At 36.1% G+C, this 20,581-nt stretch carries 19 protein-coding genes; 8 read left to right on the plus strand and 11 right to left on the minus strand.

All coding sequences use genetic code 11. The features are described 5' to 3' along the window. Window positions 1–198: 198 nt before the first annotated feature. Together NSQ69_RS25665 and NSQ69_RS25670 are read right to left on the minus strand one after the other, a co-directional pair. Window positions 199–513 carry a winged helix-turn-helix transcriptional regulator gene (locus NSQ69_RS25665; RefSeq protein WP_002089608.1) on the minus strand — a complete coding sequence of 105 codons (315 nt, stop codon included), beginning with the start codon at window positions 511–513 and terminating at the stop codon, window positions 199–201. A 162-nt stretch (window positions 514–675) separates the two neighbouring features. Next, window positions 676–1,518 (minus strand): DegV family protein, encoded by an 843-nt coding sequence (locus NSQ69_RS25670; RefSeq protein ID WP_002016143.1) that lies wholly within the window; start codon window positions 1,516–1,518, stop codon window positions 676–678. Between the two features lie 238 nt (window positions 1,519–1,756). On the opposite strand from NSQ69_RS25670, the gene NSQ69_RS25675 reads away from it, so the two are divergent. Both NSQ69_RS25675 and NSQ69_RS25680 read left to right on the plus strand, forming a co-directional pair. Next, window positions 1,757–2,392 (plus strand): YigZ family protein, encoded by a 636-nt coding sequence (locus NSQ69_RS25675; protein ID WP_033731072.1) that lies wholly within the window; start codon window positions 1,757–1,759, stop codon window positions 2,390–2,392. Between the two features lie 73 nt (window positions 2,393–2,465). After that, a complete protein-coding gene (locus tag NSQ69_RS25680; RefSeq protein ID WP_341099801.1) occupies window positions 2,466–3,596 on the plus strand; it encodes an LCP family protein in 1,131 nt (376 codons plus the stop codon). A 53-nt stretch (window positions 3,597–3,649) separates the two neighbouring features. Here NSQ69_RS25680 and wecB read toward each other — a convergent pair whose 3' ends face one another. Both wecB and NSQ69_RS25690 read right to left on the minus strand, forming a co-directional pair. Beyond that, window positions 3,650–4,765, minus strand: a complete 1,116-nt coding sequence (wecB, locus tag NSQ69_RS25685; RefSeq protein WP_002034751.1) for a non-hydrolyzing UDP-N-acetylglucosamine 2-epimerase — start codon at window positions 4,763–4,765, stop codon at window positions 3,650–3,652. Between the two features lie 75 nt (window positions 4,766–4,840). Beyond that, a complete protein-coding gene (locus NSQ69_RS25690; protein ID WP_341099802.1) occupies window positions 4,841–6,211 on the minus strand; it encodes a UDP-glucose dehydrogenase family protein in 1,371 nt (456 codons plus the stop codon). 451 nt (window positions 6,212–6,662) lie between these two features. Between NSQ69_RS25690 and NSQ69_RS25695 the strand changes: the two genes are divergently transcribed. The 3 genes from NSQ69_RS25695 to NSQ69_RS25705 all read left to right on the plus strand — a co-directional run bounded on the left by NSQ69_RS25695 (window position 6,663) and on the right by NSQ69_RS25705 (window position 11,465). Further along, complete coding sequence (locus tag NSQ69_RS25695; protein WP_000378307.1) at window positions 6,663–7,736, plus strand: glycosyltransferase family 4 protein; 1,074 nt, start codon at window positions 6,663–6,665, stop codon at window positions 7,734–7,736. Window positions 7,737–7,944: 208 nt separating this feature from the next. After that, window positions 7,945–8,682, plus strand: coding sequence for a polysaccharide deacetylase family protein (locus NSQ69_RS25700; protein ID WP_002129943.1), 738 nt, complete (start codon window positions 7,945–7,947; stop codon window positions 8,680–8,682). 104 nt (window positions 8,683–8,786) lie between these two features. Beyond that, on the plus strand, window positions 8,787–11,465 hold the full coding sequence (locus NSQ69_RS25705) for a PRD domain-containing protein (RefSeq protein WP_078206531.1): 2,679 nt from the start codon (window positions 8,787–8,789) through the stop codon (window positions 11,463–11,465). A gap of 73 nt (window positions 11,466–11,538) precedes the next feature. Here NSQ69_RS25705 and exsM read toward each other — a convergent pair whose 3' ends face one another. Continuing rightward, the gene (gene exsM, locus NSQ69_RS25710; RefSeq protein ID WP_050000995.1) at window positions 11,539–11,952 is read right to left on the minus strand and encodes an exosporium regulatory protein ExsM; all 414 of its coding nucleotides are present in this window, start codon (window positions 11,950–11,952) and stop codon (window positions 11,539–11,541) included. Window positions 11,953–12,141: 189 nt separating this feature from the next. Between exsM and NSQ69_RS25715 the strand changes: the two genes are divergently transcribed. Next, the gene (locus NSQ69_RS25715) at window positions 12,142–13,323 is read left to right on the plus strand and encodes a chromate transporter (RefSeq protein WP_341099804.1); all 1,182 of its coding nucleotides are present in this window, start codon (window positions 12,142–12,144) and stop codon (window positions 13,321–13,323) included. Window positions 13,324–13,363: 40 nt separating this feature from the next. Here the strand turns inward: NSQ69_RS25715 and chbG are convergent, their stop codons facing one another. The 5 genes from chbG to NSQ69_RS25740 all read right to left on the minus strand — a co-directional run bounded on the left by chbG (window position 13,364) and on the right by NSQ69_RS25740 (window position 17,582). Continuing rightward, window positions 13,364–14,068, minus strand: coding sequence for a chitin disaccharide deacetylase (chbG, locus tag NSQ69_RS25720; protein ID WP_341099805.1), 705 nt, complete (start codon window positions 14,066–14,068; stop codon window positions 13,364–13,366). Window positions 14,069–14,119: 51 nt separating this feature from the next. Beyond that, the gene (gene celF / locus NSQ69_RS25725) at window positions 14,120–15,445 is read right to left on the minus strand and encodes a 6-phospho-beta-glucosidase (protein ID WP_078206534.1); all 1,326 of its coding nucleotides are present in this window, start codon (window positions 15,443–15,445) and stop codon (window positions 14,120–14,122) included. A 3-nt stretch (window positions 15,446–15,448) separates the two neighbouring features. After that, a complete protein-coding gene (locus NSQ69_RS25730; protein WP_000989054.1) occupies window positions 15,449–15,772 on the minus strand; it encodes a PTS lactose/cellobiose transporter subunit IIA in 324 nt (107 codons plus the stop codon). Window positions 15,773–15,955: 183 nt separating this feature from the next. Further along, complete coding sequence (gene celB, locus NSQ69_RS25735; protein ID WP_002129949.1) at window positions 15,956–17,263, minus strand: PTS cellobiose transporter subunit IIC; 1,308 nt, start codon at window positions 17,261–17,263, stop codon at window positions 15,956–15,958. 16 nt (window positions 17,264–17,279) lie between these two features. Continuing rightward, window positions 17,280–17,582 carry a PTS sugar transporter subunit IIB gene (locus NSQ69_RS25740; RefSeq protein ID WP_001023565.1) on the minus strand — a complete coding sequence of 101 codons (303 nt, stop codon included), beginning with the start codon at window positions 17,580–17,582 and terminating at the stop codon, window positions 17,280–17,282. A gap of 425 nt (window positions 17,583–18,007) precedes the next feature. On the opposite strand from NSQ69_RS25740, the gene NSQ69_RS25745 reads away from it, so the two are divergent. Then, window positions 18,008–19,507: a polyamine aminopropyltransferase gene (locus NSQ69_RS25745; RefSeq protein ID WP_341099807.1), complete on the plus strand. Its 1,500-nt coding sequence runs from the start codon at window positions 18,008–18,010 to the stop codon at window positions 19,505–19,507. A gap of 29 nt (window positions 19,508–19,536) precedes the next feature. Beyond that, entirely contained in the window at window positions 19,537–19,908 is a 372-nt protein-coding gene (speD, locus tag NSQ69_RS25750; RefSeq protein WP_002129953.1) for an adenosylmethionine decarboxylase, read from the plus strand. 352 nt (window positions 19,909–20,260) lie between these two features. Here the strand turns inward: speD and NSQ69_RS25755 are convergent, their stop codons facing one another. Beyond that, complete coding sequence (locus tag NSQ69_RS25755; protein ID WP_002016162.1) at window positions 20,261–20,578, minus strand: PTS lactose/cellobiose transporter subunit IIA; 318 nt, start codon at window positions 20,576–20,578, stop codon at window positions 20,261–20,263. Window positions 20,579–20,581: the final 3 nt, after the last annotated feature.

Below are 20,581 nucleotides of genomic sequence, written 5' to 3' on the forward strand. Positions count from 1 at the left end.
TTCGGGAGTTTTTTTGCTAATGTTACGGTTTTGTAAAATAAATGTAATATTACATTTATCTCTATAGCAAAGTATATCTAAATTTGTATATATATGTAGAATTTTAAGAGCCTTACACCGTTTTTTATAGGATTGAAAAAAAACGTAAGGGAACCCCTTACGTTTTGAAAATACTCCAATATGAATGAAATAGAAACGTTACTTCATCCATTTCTCAGCCCAATTTTGGACCTCATCCATAACACTTTCCAACGCTTTCCCTTTATCAGTTACACCGTACTCTATTCTAACTGGTACTTCTGGATAAACATTACGAACTACAATACCTTCGCCTTCTAATTCCTTTAAACGTTCTGACAACATACGATCGCTCATATTCGGTATAATATCTGCGATTTCTCTGAAACGTTTCGGCTCTTCGAGCAAAGATTTAATAATTAAGCCAGTCCATTTCTTACTAAGCATTGTAAAAGCTGACTCAAACTTTGGACATAAACAAGAATTATGCTCCATATGTTTCACCTCTCTTCTATTATAATATAGTTTCTTGTAAAAAGTAAGTAATAAAACTTTCCTCATTATTTAATTTTACATACATTTTACCATTTCCAAATATTAACTTGTCAAATCCCCGTAAAAAAACCCTCTTCAAGTAAGAGAGCTTTTATATCTTTATCACTTCGTATACCAACCTAAACCAAGCGCACCTTCACCTAAATGCGTCCCAATTACAGCTCCGAAATAACTCGTACGAATTGTAACATGAGGGTATATCTCTTCTAATTCTTGTTTCCATTCATTAGCTTCCTCTTCACGATTCGCATGAATAATAACAGCTTCCATAGGCACACCTTTATTTGCCTGCTCATCAAAGATTTCAACGATACGCTTTAACGCTTTTTTACGCGTACGAATTTTTTCGAATGGAATAATTACTTTATCTCTAAAGTATAATACTGGTTTTACTTGTAACAAACTACCGATGAAAGCTTGTGCACTATTTAATCTTCCACCACGTTGTAAATGATGTAAATCATCCACTACAAAATAAGCATCCATCGTTTGCTTCATTTCATCAAAGCGAGCGATAATCTCTTCTGGGGCTTTCCCTTCACTTACTAATTTCGCCCCTTCACGCACGTAAAACCCTTGTACTTCACAACTAATTTCAGAGTCGTACGTATATACATCAATACCATCTACCATCTGTCCAGCTGCCGTTGCTGTTTGATATGTACCACTAATTCCACTGGAAAGGTGAATGCTAATAACTGCATCATATTCTTTAGATAACTCTTCATATAACTCTAAAAACTTTCCAATTGCTGGTTGCGAAGTTTTCGGAAGTTCTTCTTGTTCACGTACTTTTATATAAAAATCATTTGCTGAAACTTCAGCCTCTTCTTGATAAGATTCCGTTCCAAACACAACGTTTAATGGAATCATATATATATTGAGTTCGTCACGAATATGCTTCGGTATATATGCTGTACTATCGGTAACAATAGCTGTTTTCATTTTCGTACCTGCCTTATAAAAAATTTTTATCCCCTAATTTTACACGAAAACTAGAAAAGGTGCATCCATACATAAAAATGCCGGCTAGAAACTACAATCACTCGCTCGACAAATTACAACAAAAAGATAAAATACTCACCAAAAATTTCAACATATTTGTAAAAAATGTTTGAATATAAAAACGCTCGCTTTTAAAATGTAAAGTACTAGTTATTTTGAAAGATAGGGGCGTATACCATTGTTATTACAATATTTAACAATAAAAGGCTATGGAGAGCACGAAATTGTGATTCAAAAATCAAGATTCATTTGCTATGTGAATCGCGCCACAACGGAAGAGGAAGCTCAAGCATTTATACAAAAAATAAAAAAACAGCATTGGAATGCAACACATAATTGTTCCGCATATTTAATCGGTGAACAAGATCAAATTCAAAAGGCAAACGATGACGGCGAACCGAGCGGCACAGCTGGTGTACCTATGTTAGAGGTATTAAAAAAGCGAGGTCTAAAAGATACTGTCGTCGTCGTTACGCGCTATTTTGGCGGTATTAAACTTGGTGCTGGCGGATTAATTCGTGCATATGGAAAGTGTACAAGTGAAGGTCTTAATCACGTAGGCGTTGTTGAGCGAAAACTAATGCGCGTTATGGAAACAGAAATTGATTACACATTGCTTGGCAAAGTTGAAAATGAATTACGTAATTCAGAATATAACATTAAAGATATACATTATCTAGAAAACGTCACATTCGATGCGTATGTAGAAGAAAATCGAAAACAAACATTTACAGATTGGATGATTGAATTAACAAACGGGAAGTGTACAATTAAAGAAGGAGATATGTTGTACTTAGAACAAGACGTTATCTAAGAATAGCTAACGTATCGCCTTTAAAGATTAATGTAGTGAATTAATTCCCTACAAATGAATAAGGAGATTATATATGGAAGAACGTTATTATCATCTCCAAAATAGCAGAATAAAAAAGAAACGTAGAAGAAAGTTTTTCTTCTTTCTTATTTTCGCATTTTTATTTGGTAGCGTAGGACTTTATATGTTAAATTCCTACACTTCTCTCATGGGGATGTACAGTGGATTTAGCCGTGAAAAATCTAAATTACGAGCAGAAGATGTGGAAATCACAAAAAAACCTTTCACAATACTAATTATGGGTATTGAGGATTACGCAACAGATGGTCAAAACGGCCGAACAGATTCACTCATGTTCGCGACAGTTAATCCAAACTCAAAAAAGGTTTCACTTATGAGTATCCCACGCGATTCTCGTGTTAAGATTGTTGGCAAAAATAAAGAAGACAAAATTAACGCTGCCCATGCTTACGGTGGAGAAAAAATGGCAATCGACACCGTCGAAGAGTTTTTAAAAGTTCCTGTTGATCATTATATTAAAATTGATTTCCAAGGATTTAAAGGTATCGTTGATGCTGTTGACGGTATTACCGTTGATGTCCCCTTCGATTTCTGGGAACGCTCTGACGTGGATTACTATAAAAAAATCCAATTTAAACAAGGTCAACAGAACTTAAATGGTGAAGAAGCACTCGCATACGTCCGTATGCGAAAGCAAGATCCTAACGGTGATTATGGTCGAGCTGCTAGACAAAGACAAGTACTGGCTGCTGTTGCCCAAAAGCTAAACTCTGCTTCTACCGTATTTAAAATTAAAGATTTAACAAAGGTAGTTGGAAAATATATAAAAACCGATATTCCTATTTCAGACGGACTTGCTCTTTACAATAAAATCTCTGGATTCGACCCTTCTACAATACAAACGTTAAAACTTGAAGGAGAAGACAGAAAAATTGGCGGTATTTATTACTTCCTTCCAGATCCAATCAGTGTAGAGACTGTACGTAACGAAATTGAAAAGGAAATAGGAGAAAAAGCAAAAGTTCCAACAGAGACTACGAAAAATGAGAATACAAATTCCGATTCAAATTCTAACTCCAGTGCAAAAGCAAAGAAGGAGCCGAGTGAGAACAAAACACCACCGCCGCCTCCTCCCCCTTCTACAAATGCTCATGCAGAGTGGATTATGAGGAATCATGAATAAAAAAAGAGCCAAATCGTATACGATTTGGCTCTTTTTATTTCACGCAATTGTTGTTACTTCTTAAAGTGTTGTAAAATCGCTTCTACAATACGCTCAGATGCACGACCATCGCCGTAAGGGTTAGATGCTTTCGTCATCTTATCATGAGCTTCTTTATCAGATAACAACTCATCAGCAAGACCAAAGATTGTCTCTTCATCCGTTCCTGCTAATTTCAGCGTACCTGCTTCGATACCTTCTGGGCGTTCCGTCGTATCACGAAGGACAAGGACTGGCACACCTAGTGATGGTGCTTCCTCTTGTACACCACCAGAATCAGTTAACATTAAGTATGAACGAGCTGCAACATTGTGGAAATCAATTACATCTAACGGCTCAATTAAATGAATACGGCTATGCTCGCCTAAAATATCATTCGCTATTTCGCGAACAACAGGATTCATATGAACAGGGTATACAACTTGTACATCTTCGTGCTTATCAACAAGACGCTTAATTGCACGGAACATATTGCGCATTGGTTCTCCTAAATTTTCACGACGGTGTGCTGTCATAAGTACAAGACGATCATTTCCAAGTTTCTCTAACACCGAATGGCTATAAGTTTCTTTTACAGTTGTCTTCAGTGCATCGATCGCTGTATTTCCTGTTACGAAAATGCGTGACTCATCTTTATTTTCTTTTTGTAAGTTCGTTGCTGATTTTGTAGTAGGTGAGAAATGAAGATCCGCCATTACACCTGTTAGTTGGCGATTCATCTCTTCTGGATATGGAGAATACTTATCCCATGTACGAAGTCCTGCTTCAACATGTCCTACTGGAATTTGATTATAAAAAGCAGCTAAGCTTGCAATAAATGTCGTCGTTGTATCACCATGCACAAGTACGATATCAGGCTTCGCTTCTTTCATTACTTTATCTAAACCTTCTAAACCACGTGTTGTAATATCGATTAACGTTTGACGATCTTTCATGATATTCAAATCGAAATCTGGCGTAATTCCAAAGATATTTAATACTTGATCTAACATTTGACGGTGTTGTGCTGTTACAGTCACAATTGATTCAATCTTTTCTGGGTGCTTTTGCAACTCTAATACAAGAGGTGCCATTTTAATTGCTTCTGGTCGTGTCCCGAAAATTGTCATTACTTTTAAACGTTCAGTCATTTCATTGCCTCTTTTCTTTCACTAGTTAAAACTTCTATTATCGCATATAAAAATATGCATGTGAAAATACACTTTTTAACGCACCTGAGAAACATTACTATTACAGGCGCCTTTTCGCCCAACTGAGTAATAATCTAATCCATGCTTCTCGGCATCCCCATTAGTATAACAATTTCTCCCATCAAATAGAATAGGTTCCCTCATAAGCTGTGCATACTTTTCTAGCGGATAATTTCGAATTGATTCCCATTCTGTTACGATAAAAACTGCATGCGCCTCTCTAATCGATTCATCTATACACTCAGTGTATCGTATCGTATTTCCAAATAAACTTCTTACATTTTGAATAGCTTGCGGGTCATATAAAACCACATCCGCACCTATATTAATTAATTCTTCTATTATAATAAGAGATGACGCTTCCCTAATATCGTCAGTATTCGGTTTGAATGCTGCACCAAGAACCGCAATTCGCTTCTTCTTCATATCTATAATTTTCTTCGCTTTTTCAACTAACAACAACTGTTGTTTATTATTCACTTCAATGACTGCTTTCAACAAGCGAAAATCATGAGAAACATTCCCTGCAATTTGCACAAGTGCTTTCGTATCTTTTGGAAAACAAGATCCTCCATATCCGATGCCTGCATTTAAAAAAGATGCACCAATTCTCTTATCCATCCCCATCCCTGTAGCTACATCTACTATATCTGCACCCACTTGCTCACATATATTAGAAATTTCATTAATAAAACTAATCTTCGTAGCTAAAAAAGCATTAGATGCATATTTAATCATCTCAGCACTTCGAATATCTGTAATATACGTTTGTAAGCTTAATTTACTGTACAAATTCTCTACTTTCCTTGCAGCTTCTTCACTACATGCTCCAATTACGATACGATCACCATGAAAAAAATCATAAATACCAGAACCTTCTCTTAAAAACTCTGGATTCGATACAATATATAATTCATGTCTACCTTGTAGTTTATCCTCAATCCATTCTCTCATTACATCATTTGTCCCTACAGGAACCGTACTTTTCGTAACAACAATAATATCGTTATTCACATATATTCCAATATCATCACAAGCGCTACGAATATACGTTAAATCTGCTGTTCCATCTAATAAAGATGGCGTTCCAACTGCAATAAATATAAACTCTACATCATTAAATGCCGTTGATTTACTTGCTGTAAAAGTTAAATGATTATTCTCGTATGCTTCATTTATTAATTCACTTAATCCACATTCATAAATAGGTAACTCGCCTTGTTTAATCCGTTCAATTTTTTCACTATTTATATCGAAACATGTGACTGAATGTCCCAATCTCGCCAATCCTACTCCCGTAATCAATCCAACATATCCGGTACCTATTATCGTAATTTTCATTTTCCTTTCGCACAGGAATATACATAAGAAAATATACGAATACACAGAATTCTCCCTGTGCTTCCCCCTCTCACACTAAAAATGAGAAAACTCTTTCACTTCTTTATTATATGAATTGTTTTTTTATTATTTTTTAAGATTTTGTAAAGTTAAATGATGCAATATATACAAAATGTAAATTCCCACATTTTAACACGGAACTTACTCAATTTTACGTGCAACACTTATAATACTGAAACAAAAGTCATCGCTATATGAGAGGGAAGTACAATGTCACATTACAAGCCACAATATGAGATCAACCTTCTCTAAGGACACAACATTCCATATCCAATTGTCATATATTCTATTCACTCCCCTTTACAGCCGAAAGAAAAAAAGATTGAATTCTAATCTTTTTGTGATACCATATGTTATGAGCCTGTAAATAAACATCATAATTTTCAGATAAATACAATTAGAAAAATTACGTTAAACTATAAAGGGTGGGGTATTAATGGACTCACAAGTGATTTATGCCATTTTGGCATCTTTCATCACTGTACTCGTCGTTACTCCTTTAGTTATTAAATTAGCTTTCAAAATAGGAGCAACAGACAAGCCAAATGCGCGTAAAGTACACCAAAAAATTATGCCTCGTCTTGGCGGGTTAGCAATTTTCATCGGTGTAGCCGTAGGATTTGTTGTCGGTGGATTGTACGAACAAAGAATGTTATCGATAACTTTAGGTGCTATCATCATTGTTATCATCGGGATTTTAGATGATATGTACGAACTATCTGCGAAGGTAAAATTCGGTGGACAACTATTAGTTGCCATCATGATTGTAAAAAGTGGATTATTAGTGCAAGTATTATATATTCCAATTCTTGGAGATACTGAACTCGGATGGCTTGCTTATCCAATTACTGTATTTTGGATTGTAGGTATTACAAATGCCATCAACTTAATTGATGGATTAGATGGATTATCCGCAGGGATTTCATCTATCGTACTTGCAACGCTAGCATATATGGCCTTCACTAGCCCATGGGGTACTGGAGCAGCTATTATATTACCTCTAGCACTGATTACATTAGCAAGTACAATTGGATTTTTATTCTACAACTTCCATCCAGCAAAAATTTTCATGGGAGATACAGGAGCACTATTTTTAGGATACTGTATTTCTGTTATATCGTTACTTGGATTATACAAAAGCGTAACGTTATTCAGTTTTATCGTTCCAATCATCATTTTAGGTGTACCTATATTCGATACGACATTTGCAATTATCCGCCGTATCGTAAATAAAAAGCCTATTTCAGCACCTGATAAATCGCATTTACATCACCGTTTGCTTGCAATGGGATTCTCTCATCGTAAAACGGTACTAATTATTTACGCATTGGGTATTTTCTTTAGTGTAAATGCAATTATTTTCAGTAGTGCAACATTATGGTTATCCATTATTCTTCTTTTCATTTTAATCTTCTTTACAGAAATAATTGCTGAAGTAATCGGTCTTGTACACGAACGTTACAAACCAATTATTTCCTTCTATAAAAAAGTGAAAAAACGCGAAGACTAATTGTAGTATAGCCTTTACTATTATGAAATATTCAAATAGCATCCTCTTTTCATAAGAGGATGCTATTTTTTATTTTTTAATCCTTATTCCCCATTTCCAAAATATAGATTGTTTGAGAGTGCCTCTATTGGAGAAAGATATACGTATAACGAAAAAAGTATCAAATTTTCATTTTTACATCTTGATTGTCAAACTGAGGGTGAATGTTATGATCAAGCGATTACTTCAATGTATAATTTTATTTTTAACTATTACTATGTACGCATCATCGAATACAAAAGCAACTACAGACATTCAAGTAAAAGATTACCAAAGTATTCAAACTACCTCTCCTACAACAAAAATTGCGTACTTAACATTTGATGACGGACCAAATAAATACACACCACAAATTTTAAATATTTTAAAAGAGAAGAACGGAAAAGCAACTTTCTTCGTTATTGGCGGAAAGGTGCCACATTATAAAAAAACGATGGAGCGATTGATTAAAGATGGACATTATATCGGTCTCCATAGTATGTCGCATGATGTAAAACGTCTTTATACTGGCGATCCATCTGTTTTAATTGCAGAAATGGAGCAAACCCAAAACATTGTCCAGCAAGTTACACATTTAAATACACATCTCGTTCGGGTCCCATACGGTAGCATGCCTTACTTAAAAAAGAATTACCGTGATGCACTCGTATCTGCCCAGTATAAAATGTGGGATTGGACAATTGATACATATGACTGGAAAAGCTATGATAATCCTTCCGCAATACTAGAAAGGGTACGAAATCAAAGCGATGAACAAGTAGAGGTTATTTTAATGCATGATTCTAGTGTCACAGTGCAAATACTCCCAAAAGTAATTGATTATTTACACTCACAAGGATATAAACTACTTCCCTACAATCCATCTTCCCATCTCGAAGTGAATTTTTGGAAAGACACAAGATTGTAACAGCTTTAGTGCCTATGTACTAAAGCTGTTTTATTTTTCTCTTCCCACACTTCTCATTTTTGTGTAGAATTTTAAATAGTGATGAAGTTTCGAGGTGAATAGAAATGAAACGAATAGATCTCATTTTTAACGCAATACAAAAAGGGAATTATACAGAAGGTATAACAGCATCAGAACTCGCTACACTTCTACAGCTAGACCGTGCAAATGTTAGTAGCGATTTAAACAAGCTTGTGAAAGATAATCGTTTATTAAAAACGAGTACACGCCCTGTCCGTTTTTATATAGAAACGAACACTTCATTGGAAACGCATTCAACAAAGGGCACTTCATTAGATACATTTGCTATTGAAAATACAAGCCTAAAAATTGCAATTGAAAAAGCAAAAGCTTCTATTCTCTATCCTCCAAACGGTATGCATACTTTACTACTTGGAGAAACAGGTGTCGGAAAATCGATGTTCGCTTCTTTAATGCACGAATACGCAATTGAAGTGGAACAACTTCCAAAAGATGCACCTTTTATCGTCTTTAACTGTGCTGATTATGCAAACAATCCACAACTACTACTTGGACAGTTATTTGGGATAAAAAAAGGAGCTTACACAGGTGCCAGTGATCAAAAAGGGTTAATTGAAAAAGCACATGAAGGAATCCTCTTCTTAGATGAAGTACATCGCCTTCCTCCAGAAGGACAAGAGATGCTCTTCACATTTATTGATCGCGGAGTATACCGCCGCCTTGGAGAAACGGAAAATGAACGTAAGGCACGAGTGTTGATTATTACTGCAACAACCGAAGAACCAAATTCATTTTTATTAAAAACATTTACAAGACGTATTCCGATGACCGTTACGCTTCCACCACTTCGTGAGCGAACACATAAAGAACGGTTTGCTTTACTGCAACTATTTTTCACAAATGAAGCAATTCGTCTAAGGAAAGAGATTCATGTTAGTCCAAATACAATGCGTGCTTTCGTCTTTTACAATTGTCCAAATAACATCGGTCAATTGAAAACGGACGTACAAATTGCCTGTGCGAAAGCTTATTCTGATTTCGTAACAAAAAAACGTGATTCTGTCTGTGTTTCAAGTACAGATTTACCCTGGTATATGAAAGAAGGATTATTTATTGAAAGAAAGAGCCGTCATCTATATCAAATACCAAATGAAACATTTGTATTTACAGGTGATGAAGGTTGGAGTAAACATACAATAAAACCCGAAGGAAGTCGCTCTTCTATTTACGATTATATTGATTATAAATATGAAGAACTTCAAGCACGCGGCATTGAAGAGGAAGAATTAGAATTACTAATAGAAAATGATATTCAAAGCTTTTTCGTCCAATACTTTAACCAAATATCTAAAAAAACAAGTCATGAAAATGTTTTCAAAATTGTGGATCGTAATATCGTTTCCGTATGTGAAAAAATTGCGGAACTAGCTGAAAAATATTTATCTAAAACTTTCGATGAAAAAGTATTTCTCGCTTTAAGTTTACATGTACAGACAACTCTACAACGTTTACAGGGCGGGAAACAAATTCACCACCCACAATTAAATCAAATTCGTACGAAATATAAAGAAGCTTTTTCCGTAGCTATGCAATGTATTCAGCTATTAGAAGAAGAATTACAAATAACAATACCTATTGATGAAGCTGGCTTTTTAACAATGTTCTTCGTTGTTGATCCAATTCCTGCCTCACAAACAGAAGTAAAAGTATTAATATTAGCACACGGTAATGGCATCGCAACAGAAATGGCAAACGTTGCAAACGAACTTCTCGGTATTGATGAAGTAACTGGTATCGATATGCCCTTGCATGAATCACCAAAAGACTTCTTAGAGCGTGTTAAAGTGTATATGAAAACACTTCAAAATGTAAACGGGCTTCTTTTACTTGTTGATATGGGATCTCTCGCTTATATTGGTGATATATTAGAAACTGAATTCAAAATCCCTGTACGTGTTCTTTCCATGACGAGTACACCACACGCACTAGAAGCAGCTCGAAAAGCTCAGCTTGGCTATTCATTAGATGCACTATACGAAACAGTTAAGAACTTAACGCCGTTCTATTTAAACGTACAGGAAGAAAAGAAAAAGCCACTATCGCCAATGAAATCTGTGATTTTAACAGCTTGTTTAACCGGCGAAGGAAGTGCTTTAGCAATTCAAAAAATGTTAGAGAACTATTTACGCTTTGATAAAGACTTAATTGAAATTATTCCGATTAGCATCGTTCATGAAAAAGATTTAACGAAAATGATCGAGAACATAAAAAAAGAGCGTAATATCATTTGTATCGTCACGAATTTCGATATACAAATACCTTGCTTAACATATCATTTCCAAGACATTGTGAACTACACAGCTATTCAACCAATTCAAGAATTGATTACGTATGAAGAAACATATGCAAAAATGGCTGATATTCTTGAACAACAAATGCAGCGTAACGATGGAGCATTACTTATTAAAACAATTCGTTATGCATTAAATACAATTCAAGAATTGATTTCTTTACAGCTAACTCCCGACAGTTTAATGGGTGTGATTTTGCATATGAGCTGCATGGTTGACCGTCTTCAAAAAGGTGAAAGTCTCCTCCCTCATCCTGATAAAGAGAAACGAAGACAAGATGAGTACTGGATGTATATGAAAGTGAAAAAAGCATTGCAACCTATTGAAAATACATTTGAAATACAAATCCCAGATGACGAAGTATTTTATATAATGGACTTCTTCATTAAAAATCAGCCTGTAAAAAATTAAACTAGGCGATATTGTAGCACTCTATATAATTAGAAAAGGCTGTTCCAAAATGTTTTTTGGACAGCCTTTTCGCTTACTTCTTTACTTCCCTTATTCTCCCCCTTATTTCTCCCTTTTTATTAGATTTCGTATTAACATTTACATATACATTTGCTTGCATTATTTCTTGAAACAAGCTGTCAAATGCTCTCCCCTGTAAAGGCCCTTCAAAATCCTCTACTCTAGCTACACCAGTAACGACTCCTTCATTCACACTAATTCCTTGCTCTAACGGACCAAACAAACTTAAAACAACTGGACCAATTTGATTCGCTTTTCCTAAATGAATTTGGCATGACGTGATTTTTTTTATATTTTTTAATATGACCCGATATTGCAACTTCTTTAAATCTTCACTAAAAATGAGCTCTGTTACACCGTAAGCTTCTGTATTTACAGGAGGTACTTCCCTCTTCCCTGTTAACCTAGCAAAGAAATGTGTTGTCATACGGGCATTCTCCTCATATAAATTTCCCAGCACTACTTCTACTACTTTATGGTTTAGACATAATCATTTATGACTTTTTCAAATTTTAATTACGAAGAAAAGATTCACACAATCTTTACATTAAAATCGTTTCTTTTGCTTTACTCCCTCTTGTATAATGCACTTAGAAAAACAGTCTAGGAGGAAATTTTGAAAAATAATAACTACTCTTTCCAATCATTAATAGAGATTTTTCTCGTATCATTTAAATTAGGACTTACTTCATTTGGTGGTCCCGTCGCCCATCTTGGTTATTTTCATCATGAATACGTGCAAAAAAGAAAATGGATGGATGAACGAAGTTACGGAGACTTAGTAGCGCTATGTCAATTCCTTCCTGGCCCTGCTAGCAGCCAAGTCGGTATGGGAGTTGGCTTATTACGCGGCGGATTATTAGGAGCCATTATTTCATGGATCGGATTCACTCTCCCATCTGTGCTCGTTTTAGTTTTCTTCGCTTCATGTCTTAACCAATTCGAGCTTGGAAGTACTGGCTGGATTCACGGACTGAAACTTGTAGCGGTCGCAATTGTCGCTCATGCAATATGGGGAATGGCTCAAAAGTTAACACCAGACCGAAACCGTGCAACAATCGCAATTGCAACTGCCGCAATCGCCCTATTATGGCCAAGTAGCTGGACACAAGTAATTCTCATTATAGTATCTGGTTTCATCGGTTGGTTTTTATATCGTGACCGGCCAGTTAGCCAAGCTCATAAAATAAACGTACCTATTTCAAAAATGGTAGCCATATCTTGTCTCGTCTTATTCTTCGGACTATTAATACTGTTACCGATGTTACGACCATACTCTTATTTCATCTCTTTATTTGACAGCTTCTATCGCTCTGGTGCACTTGTATTTGGCGGAGGGCATGTCGTACTTCCTCTTCTTGAAAGTGAGTTTGTACAAAACGGGATGATGACAAAAGAACAATTTCTTGCTGGATACGGATTAACACAAGCAGTGCCAGGGCCACTATTTACATTCGCTTCTTATATAGGAGCAGTGCTAAATGGAACCGCCGGAGCAGTTGTTGCAACGATCGCTATCTTTCTTCCTGCCTTCCTGCTCGTTGTTGGCGTTTTACCATTTTGGGACAGTGTAAGGAGAGTATCTTACATACAAGGTGCACTACTTGGAGTAAACGCAGCCGTTGTCGGCGTTTTACTTGCAGCTTTTTATGATCCAATTTGGACGAGTACAATTATGAATTCTGTAGATTTCGTTTTTGCTTCTCTTCTATTTTGCTTACTCGCTTTTTGGAAAACACCACCTTGGATTATCGTTATAATCGGGGCCTTCGGTGGATATGTTCTATCCATTTTGTAAGCACAAAAAACGACGGCCCCATTTAGCCGTCGTTTTCCTATTAAAACTTCACAAGCTCCATTCCCTCAGGCAGCTCACTCTCCGTTAAAATACGCAACTCTTTCACGCGATCCATTACGTAAGAAGAACGTTTCACAAGCTCTGGGTCAATATAAGCTGGATGCACCATAATTTCTACCGTTTGCTCGTCCTGCACTCTTTCCTTTAACTTCACAAAGTAATCTTCCGTCACACCGTCAGCGTAAAAGTCACTGTAAAACACATCTGAAAATGGGCGCACCGCTCGCTCTTCTTCACAACGACGAATTGGAACATTATATTTACTTGCTAATCTCTCAAGAACGTCGTGTAAAAGCGGTAATCCATGCACGTGATGATGACTATCTAAATGAGTTGGTGTTAATCCGTAAGATAAAAACTTCTCAATTTGAGCAGTCCATTCTTTTTCTACCTCTTCTGGATTTATATTTCCTTCCCATACAACACTTTGTTTATGAAAAAATCCATCGCTACTTACAAGTGATGGAACGTCTTTAAGAAGCGGTTCTCCTGCCGTTAATACGAGATGAACTCCTATCCCTAACGTTTTATACTCTTTCGCTAAGCGTACGGCATGCTCTGTCCCTGGCATATTCATCATTATCGTCGTTGAATTTACAATCCCGTTTTTATGTCCATCAATAATTCCGTAATTTGTACCTTCCGTAAGACCGAAATCATCTGCATTTACAATTAGTTTAATCATCGCAATACCTCCTACTAGAATTAAAAAAAGCGGGCTAAACAGCGCCGCTTCTTATTTCTCTATCTTCTTAAAGAATTGTGGAAGATGTTCTTTATGTGCTTCCAACATTTCATCTAAAATTTGTTTTGCAACTTTATCTGATGGTACAAGTGGGTTAATTGTCATAGCAAGCAGCGCCTTATGATAATCCCCTGTAACAGCAGCTTCAATTGTTGTGCGCTCAAATGATTTAATTTGCTGTACTAAACCACGAACTGGTACTGGAAGATCTCCGACCGCAATTGGTTTTGGACCTTCTTTCGTAATAATACAGTTCACTTCAACAGCCGAATCATGTGGCAAGCTTGCAATTGTTCCGTTGTTTCGTGTATTAACAGGCTGGATATCACCTTTATTATTGTAAATAGACGTAATTAAGCTACATGCTGCGTCACTATAATAAGCTCCGCCGCGCTTTTCTAATTGTGGTGGCTTAATATCTAAATTCGGGTCTTTATATAGCTCGAATAAATCATCTTCTAATTGTTTTACTACTTCTGCACGTGTACCTTTTTCAATCGAAGCTGTTTTCTCTTCTTCCAACATTTCACGTGTTTTATAGTAGTAACGATGATATGGACACGGAATTGCACGAAGACCGCGAATAAAGTCTGGCTCCCAGTTAAGCGCAGCAATGTTTTCCATCGTAATTTGCTTTTCTGGATCTGTTACAAGTTCTAATACACGATCCATTACGCTTACGCCATCCAAGTATACATCTAATCCGTATACCATATGATTTAAACCAGCGAAATCAACGTGTACCCGGCTTGCATCTACTTCAAGTAATCTTGCAAGACCCATACGAATTCCGATTGGAACGTTACATAGACCAACTACTCGTTGAATGTTCGTGTAGCGAAGTACAGCTTCTGTTACCATACCAGCCGGATTCGCAAAGTTAATTAACCATGCATTCGGACAAAGTTCCTCCATGTCCTTACAAATATCTAAAATAACAGGAATCGTTCTCAGCGCTTTGAACAAACCACCAGGACCATTCGTTTCCTGACCAATTACATCATATTTTAATGGAATTGCTTCATCTTTTGCACGTGCTTCTAACAAACCAACGCGAAGCTGCGTTGTTACGAAGTCAGCACCTTTTAATGCCTCACGGCGATCAAGTGTTAAATGAATATCAATTGGTAAACCTGATTTTTTCACCATACGTTTCGCTAAGTCACCAACGATTTCTAACTTCTCTTTTCCTGCCTCAATATCTACTAACCAAATTTCACGAACAGGAAGCTCGTCATAACGTTTAATAAATCCTTCAATTAACTCTGGTGTATAACTAGAGCCACCGCCGATTGTAGCAATTTTAATTCCAGTCATGCTTTATTCCCCTTTCGCTTCTAGCTTTTTATAAAGGTCAATAAATTCTGCCGCTAATTCTTTTACCGTAATAGAATTCATTAAATGATCTTGCGCATGAATTAAAAGAACACTAATCTCTGTTTTTTCCCCTCTTGCTTCTGATTGTATGAGCTCTGTTTGGAAATGATGCGCTTCATTAATCGCTTCTTTCGCCTTTACCATCGCTTCATCAGCTTCTGCCATTTTCCCCTGTTTGGCAAATTGAAGTGCCTCCATTGCAAAGCTTCGTGCATTACCACTATTTAAAATCAATTGGAATGGAATTTGTTCTGCTGTAGTCATCATAATTACCGCCCTCTCTATTATGGTTCAACCGATTTAAATACCCCTTCAGTTTGAACATTTCTATTAAATTATTATTTTATTAATGATAGTTTGGTGTTCTTGTAGATGGGTCTCATCTTTCTGAACATGATATAAAAGTTAGTTGTTCTGACGAGCTATAAAAACTCGTCAGAACAACACTTTTTAAAGTGATACTGAATTGTCGTTTCCTTTTGTTTCAGCTTTCGCAGCTTGTACATACGTACGGTCACACATTAATACGAATGGATAGTAAATAACTACCGCGATTGCAAAGTTTACTAGCTGCAATGCAGCACCAGCAATACTTCCACCTGCTACAAGATAACCACTAAAGATTGGTGGCATTGTCCATGGAACTAAAGCAACTGTTTTTGGCACCCATCCTAAGGAAATTGCTGTATAAGAAGTAATAACTAATACAACTGGTGTAAGTACGAATGGAATGATTAACGCTGGGTTTAATACAATTGGTGTACCGAAAATAACTGGTTCGTTAATATTGAAGAAACCAGGACCGATAGATACGCGACCTACACCACGAAGTTGCGCACTCTTTGCAACAAGCATTACTGCTACTAAAAATGCTAATGTTGCACCTGATCCACCGATGTATACGTATACATCAAAGAATGGCTTTGTGAAAATGTGCGGTACATCATATGCAGACATACCATCGTTAAATAATTTAATGTTCTTTTCTAGTGCTGGTAAATAGATTGGGTCGATAATACCACCAATAATATTAGGGCCATGTAATCCGAAGAACCATAATACGTGAATAAGTAGAGCAACAATAATTGCACTTGGTAATGTACCTGCTAAACCTTGTAATGGTAATTGAATTGTTTCAAATACGATTTTATGAATACTTGTTCCCGCTAATTTCACAGCTAATTGAATACTTGCTGTTGCGATTAAAATAACAAATGCTGGTACTAATGCTGCAAAGGATTTCATTACTGCTGGTGGAACACCATCTGGCATCTTAATTGTAATATCCCTTTGAACAAAGAACCTGAATACCTCGGTTACAAGAAGAGCTACAATGATAGAAACGAATAAACCTTGTGATCCTGTCCAAGCTAAATCAATACCGCCTTCTTTTGGCGTTGTCGGAGATATAATAATTAATGCACCGAATGTAATAATTGCTGCTGACAACGCGTCTACACCGTAAGATTTCGCTAAATTATAACTTATCCCAACTGCGGCTATGAGGGCTAATATTGCAAAGGACCCTGTCCACATACCACCGCCGATATCTTTCCAAACATCCCCAAATGCACCCTTCATAAGTTTTTGGAATGCATCAACCGGTAGATTATTTATAAGTACTGCAAACGATCCAACTAAAATAAGAGGCATAACTGCGATAAAACCATCACGGATTGCAACTAAATGACGCTGCGATCCGATTCTTCCTGCGACTGGAACTAAATATTTCTCCATAAATGCAATAAATTTTTGCATTTCGCTTCCCCCCTAATTATTTTTTTAGTGTTAATGCGTGATCTAAAACTGCTTCTCCATTCATCATGCCGTAGTGCATTGGGTTAATAACATCGACTCCAACGTTTTTCTCATCGGCAAGCGTTTTCATTGTAGAAAGCATGTAACGAACTTGCGGTCCTAATAATAGTACGTCTGCTTGATCGATATTGTTTTTTACTGCATCCCCAGATACAGCCCAAATCTTACCTTCTAGACCACGAGCTTTTGCAGCCGCTTCCATTTTTGTAACTAGTAAACTTGTAGACATCCCTGCTGAACAACATAATAAAATATTCATTTATAAATCCCCCTTGTGTTGTATAAAAAATTTATGTTTTTTATTTTTCTTTACGCTATTTATTAATGCAATTACCGTGCCAACTTTTCAAAACGCCTAAAATCAGCGTTTTTTCGAGTGATTTCTTTGTGTGTTACCGCTTTCAATCAGTGTGTCCCCAAAAAAACACACAGTGTGTTATAAAACACCTCACTTTTAACACATAACTGTATGAAAATAGATTAGTGTTTAGTTGTCTAGTTGTGTTTAAAACAAAAAAACACTAATTTTTTTAAAAGTGTGAAAATATAGTACCAAAAAATATAATATTTCAACTCAAATCAAAACAAATACCTATTCAAGACACTCGTCTAGTTATTGTCCAGTCAAACTCTATTAAATTACATAGAATAGAATAAAATAAAGTATTTTGAAAGGGGATTCCAATGCCAAAGCATAGAAAAAAGAATAGAATGAAGATTTATAGAATACAGGTTCAAAATAAATGGTATAAACATGAAGAAGGTTCTGAATTAGATTCAAACACGTATAAACTAGACAAACAGGACACTGAAGATACGCCAGACGAGCAAGATAAGCAAGATAAACAAGACAAGCAAGATAAACAAGACAAGCAAGATAAACAAGACAAACAAGATAAGCAAGACAAACAAGATAAGCAAGACAAACAAGATAAGCAAGATAAACAAGACAAACCAGGTAAACCAGGTAAACCAGACAAGCAAGATAAACAAGATAAACAAGACAAACCAGGTAAACCAGATAAACAAGACAAGCAAGATAAACAAGACAAGCAAGACAAGCAAGATAAACAAGACAAGCAAGATAAACAAGACAAGCAAGACAAGCAAGACAAGCAAGACAAGCAAGATAAACAAGACAAGCAAGATAAACAAGACAAGCAAGATAAACAAGACAAGCAAGATAAACACGATAAGCAAGACAAACCAGATAAACAGGACAAACCAGATAAACAGGACGAAGACGATAAACAAGTACAATCGGAAAATGTAATAATAGTACCCACAGATTCGCACAGCTTAGATGTATGGGATGAAATTTCGCTAAAAGAAATACAAGCTGGCGAACATACAAGTTTATTTGAAAAAAAAAGTAATTATCAAAACATTAACTTACTCCAAGTAAGCGATATTCGTTTATATTTGGATAAACAACTACAATTTAGTTCCGTTGATGAGCAAATCTATCATGAAGCACTAGTTCATCCGATTATGTCAAAGGTAATAGATCCAAAGCGTGTTCTCATATTAGGCGGTGGCGATGGTCTTGCTTTAAGAGAGGTTTTAAAATATGAAACGGTTCTTCATGTAGACCTCGTCGACTTAGATGAAGAAATGATTAAGATGGCTCGCAATGTTCCAGAATTAGTTGCTTTAAACAAACGCGCATTTTTTGATGATCGTGCAAATGTACATGTATGTGACGCAAAAGAATTCCTAAAATCTCCTTCCTCTTTATATGATGTAATTATTATTGATTTTCCGGATCCAGCGACAGAAGTATTAAGCACTTTATATACAAGTGAACTCTTTGCCCTTATAGCTACGTTCCTAACAGAGGATGGCGCATTTGTTTGCCAATCTAATTCACCTGCTGATGCACCTCTTGTATATTGGAGTATCGGTAATACAATTGAAAATGCCGGATTAACTGTAAAAAACTATCATATAATTGTTCCTTCTTTCGAAACTGACTGGGGATTTCATATTGCTGCTAACTCTTCACATGTACTCAATCAAATTGAACAACTATACGTAGTACCAACTCCTCGCACATTACCGTCTCTTCTTGCTCCTTTATTTCAATTTAAAGAAGAACATTTAGATCACCGTAACAATGCCGTTTTAAATTTAGAATCTGACCTTACCCTACATCATTGCTATCAACAAGAAATGCAATTTTGATGATATTTTAACAAAGGGGGTACAAGTAGATGGACTATTCTACATTTGGTCGGCATATAATAGTAGATTTATGGGGCGTGGACTTTTCTCTATTAAATGATATTCATTTTTTAGAACATCATTTAGTTTCCGCTGCGAATCGCTCTGGTGCCCACGTTTTAAATGTAAGTAAAAAGGAATTCCACCCATATGGAGTTACAGTATTAATTTTATTATCAGAAAGCCATCTCTCTATTCACACTTATCCTGAAAAGAAATTTGCAGCAATTGATTGTTATACTTGCGGCACATCTGTCGATCCTCAAAAAGCCATTGATTCTATACTAAGCGTATTAAAACCAGAACGTATGCATATAAAAAAATTAATTCGTGGTGTAGGAGAATTTATTACTATCGATTAATTCTCATCCATATTTATCCACAAATAAGGAGGTTTGTTAATATAAAAATACCATCAGTGGAACTTATAACACTCCACTGATGGTAAGCACACATACATAGTCTATTCACCCCGCTATTCGCCGGGCAGTAAAACTCCCACTGATTAAAGTTTCACTTTATCTTAATTGACGATTTAATTTTGCTATTTTTCGTTTCCAATATAAAGTCATCATAAACCATATAATGAAGCTCCCTTTACACTTTCATTTTTACATAAACTTGGAAATAATAAATAAAATCATGCGTAAGTGGTCTTCTTTTCGTCATAACAGTATCTTTGCAAAACATAAAAAAACCTCGCATAAGCAAGGTTCATTCATCCACCGACATCTTCCTATATAATTCTACAAACTCACTCGCCAATTCCTTCACTGTAATTGCGTTCATTAAATGATCTTGTGCATGCACCATCAAAAGGGTAACTTCGGTTTTTTCCCCGGCAGCCTCTTTCTGTATGAGCTCTGTTTGTAAACGATGCGCCTCTTGCAATTCATTTAAAGCTTCTTGTAGTTTCGCTTCTGCTTCCTGAAATTCACCGCGCTTTGCGCAATCAATTGCTTCCATTGAGCAGCTTCTCGCATTACCACCATGCAAAATTAAGTGAAAAGCTTTCGTCTCTATCGTATCCATTTT

This window comes from Bacillus sp. FSL R10-2201, from assembly GCF_038008665.1.
GTDB lineage: Bacteria > Bacillota > Bacilli > Bacillales > Bacillaceae_G > Bacillus_A > Bacillus_A mycoides.

What these genes read in the sequence shown, in the direction of transcription:
- NSQ69_RS25665 (WP_002089608.1), bottom strand. Translation starts at nt 513, where the DNA reads ATGGAGCATAATTCTTGTTTATGTCCAAAGTTTGAGTCAGCTTTTACA.
- NSQ69_RS25670 (WP_002016143.1), bottom strand. Translation starts at nt 1,518, where the DNA reads ATGAAAACAGCTATTGTTACCGATAGTACAGCATATATACCGAAGCAT.
- NSQ69_RS25680 (WP_341099801.1), top strand. Translation starts at nt 2,466, where the DNA reads ATGGAAGAACGTTATTATCATCTCCAAAATAGCAGAATAAAAAAGAAA.
- wecB (WP_002034751.1), bottom strand. Translation starts at nt 4,765, where the DNA reads ATGACTGAACGTTTAAAAGTAATGACAATTTTCGGGACACGACCAGAA.
- NSQ69_RS25695 (WP_000378307.1), top strand. Translation starts at nt 6,663, where the DNA reads ATGGACTCACAAGTGATTTATGCCATTTTGGCATCTTTCATCACTGTA.
- NSQ69_RS25700 (WP_002129943.1), top strand. Translation starts at nt 7,945, where the DNA reads ATGATCAAGCGATTACTTCAATGTATAATTTTATTTTTAACTATTACT.
- NSQ69_RS25705 (WP_078206531.1), top strand. Translation starts at nt 8,787, where the DNA reads ATGAAACGAATAGATCTCATTTTTAACGCAATACAAAAAGGGAATTAT.
- exsM (WP_050000995.1), bottom strand. Translation starts at nt 11,952, where the DNA reads ATGACAACACATTTCTTTGCTAGGTTAACAGGGAAGAGGGAAGTACCT.
- chbG (WP_341099805.1), bottom strand. Translation starts at nt 14,068, where the DNA reads ATGATTAAACTAATTGTAAATGCAGATGATTTCGGTCTTACGGAAGGT.
- celF (WP_078206534.1), bottom strand. Translation starts at nt 15,445, where the DNA reads ATGACTGGAATTAAAATTGCTACAATCGGCGGTGGCTCTAGTTATACA.
- NSQ69_RS25730 (WP_000989054.1), bottom strand. Translation starts at nt 15,772, where the DNA reads ATGATGACTACAGCAGAACAAATTCCATTCCAATTGATTTTAAATAGT.
- celB (WP_002129949.1), bottom strand. Translation starts at nt 17,263, where the DNA reads ATGCAAAAATTTATTGCATTTATGGAGAAATATTTAGTTCCAGTCGCA.
- NSQ69_RS25740 (WP_001023565.1), bottom strand. Translation starts at nt 17,582, where the DNA reads ATGAATATTTTATTATGTTGTTCAGCAGGGATGTCTACAAGTTTACTA.
- NSQ69_RS25745 (WP_341099807.1), top strand. Translation starts at nt 18,008, where the DNA reads ATGCCAAAGCATAGAAAAAAGAATAGAATGAAGATTTATAGAATACAG.
- speD (WP_002129953.1), top strand. Translation starts at nt 19,537, where the DNA reads ATGGACTATTCTACATTTGGTCGGCATATAATAGTAGATTTATGGGGC.
- NSQ69_RS25755 (WP_002016162.1), bottom strand. Translation starts at nt 20,578, where the DNA reads ATGGATACGATAGAGACGAAAGCTTTTCACTTAATTTTGCATGGTGGT.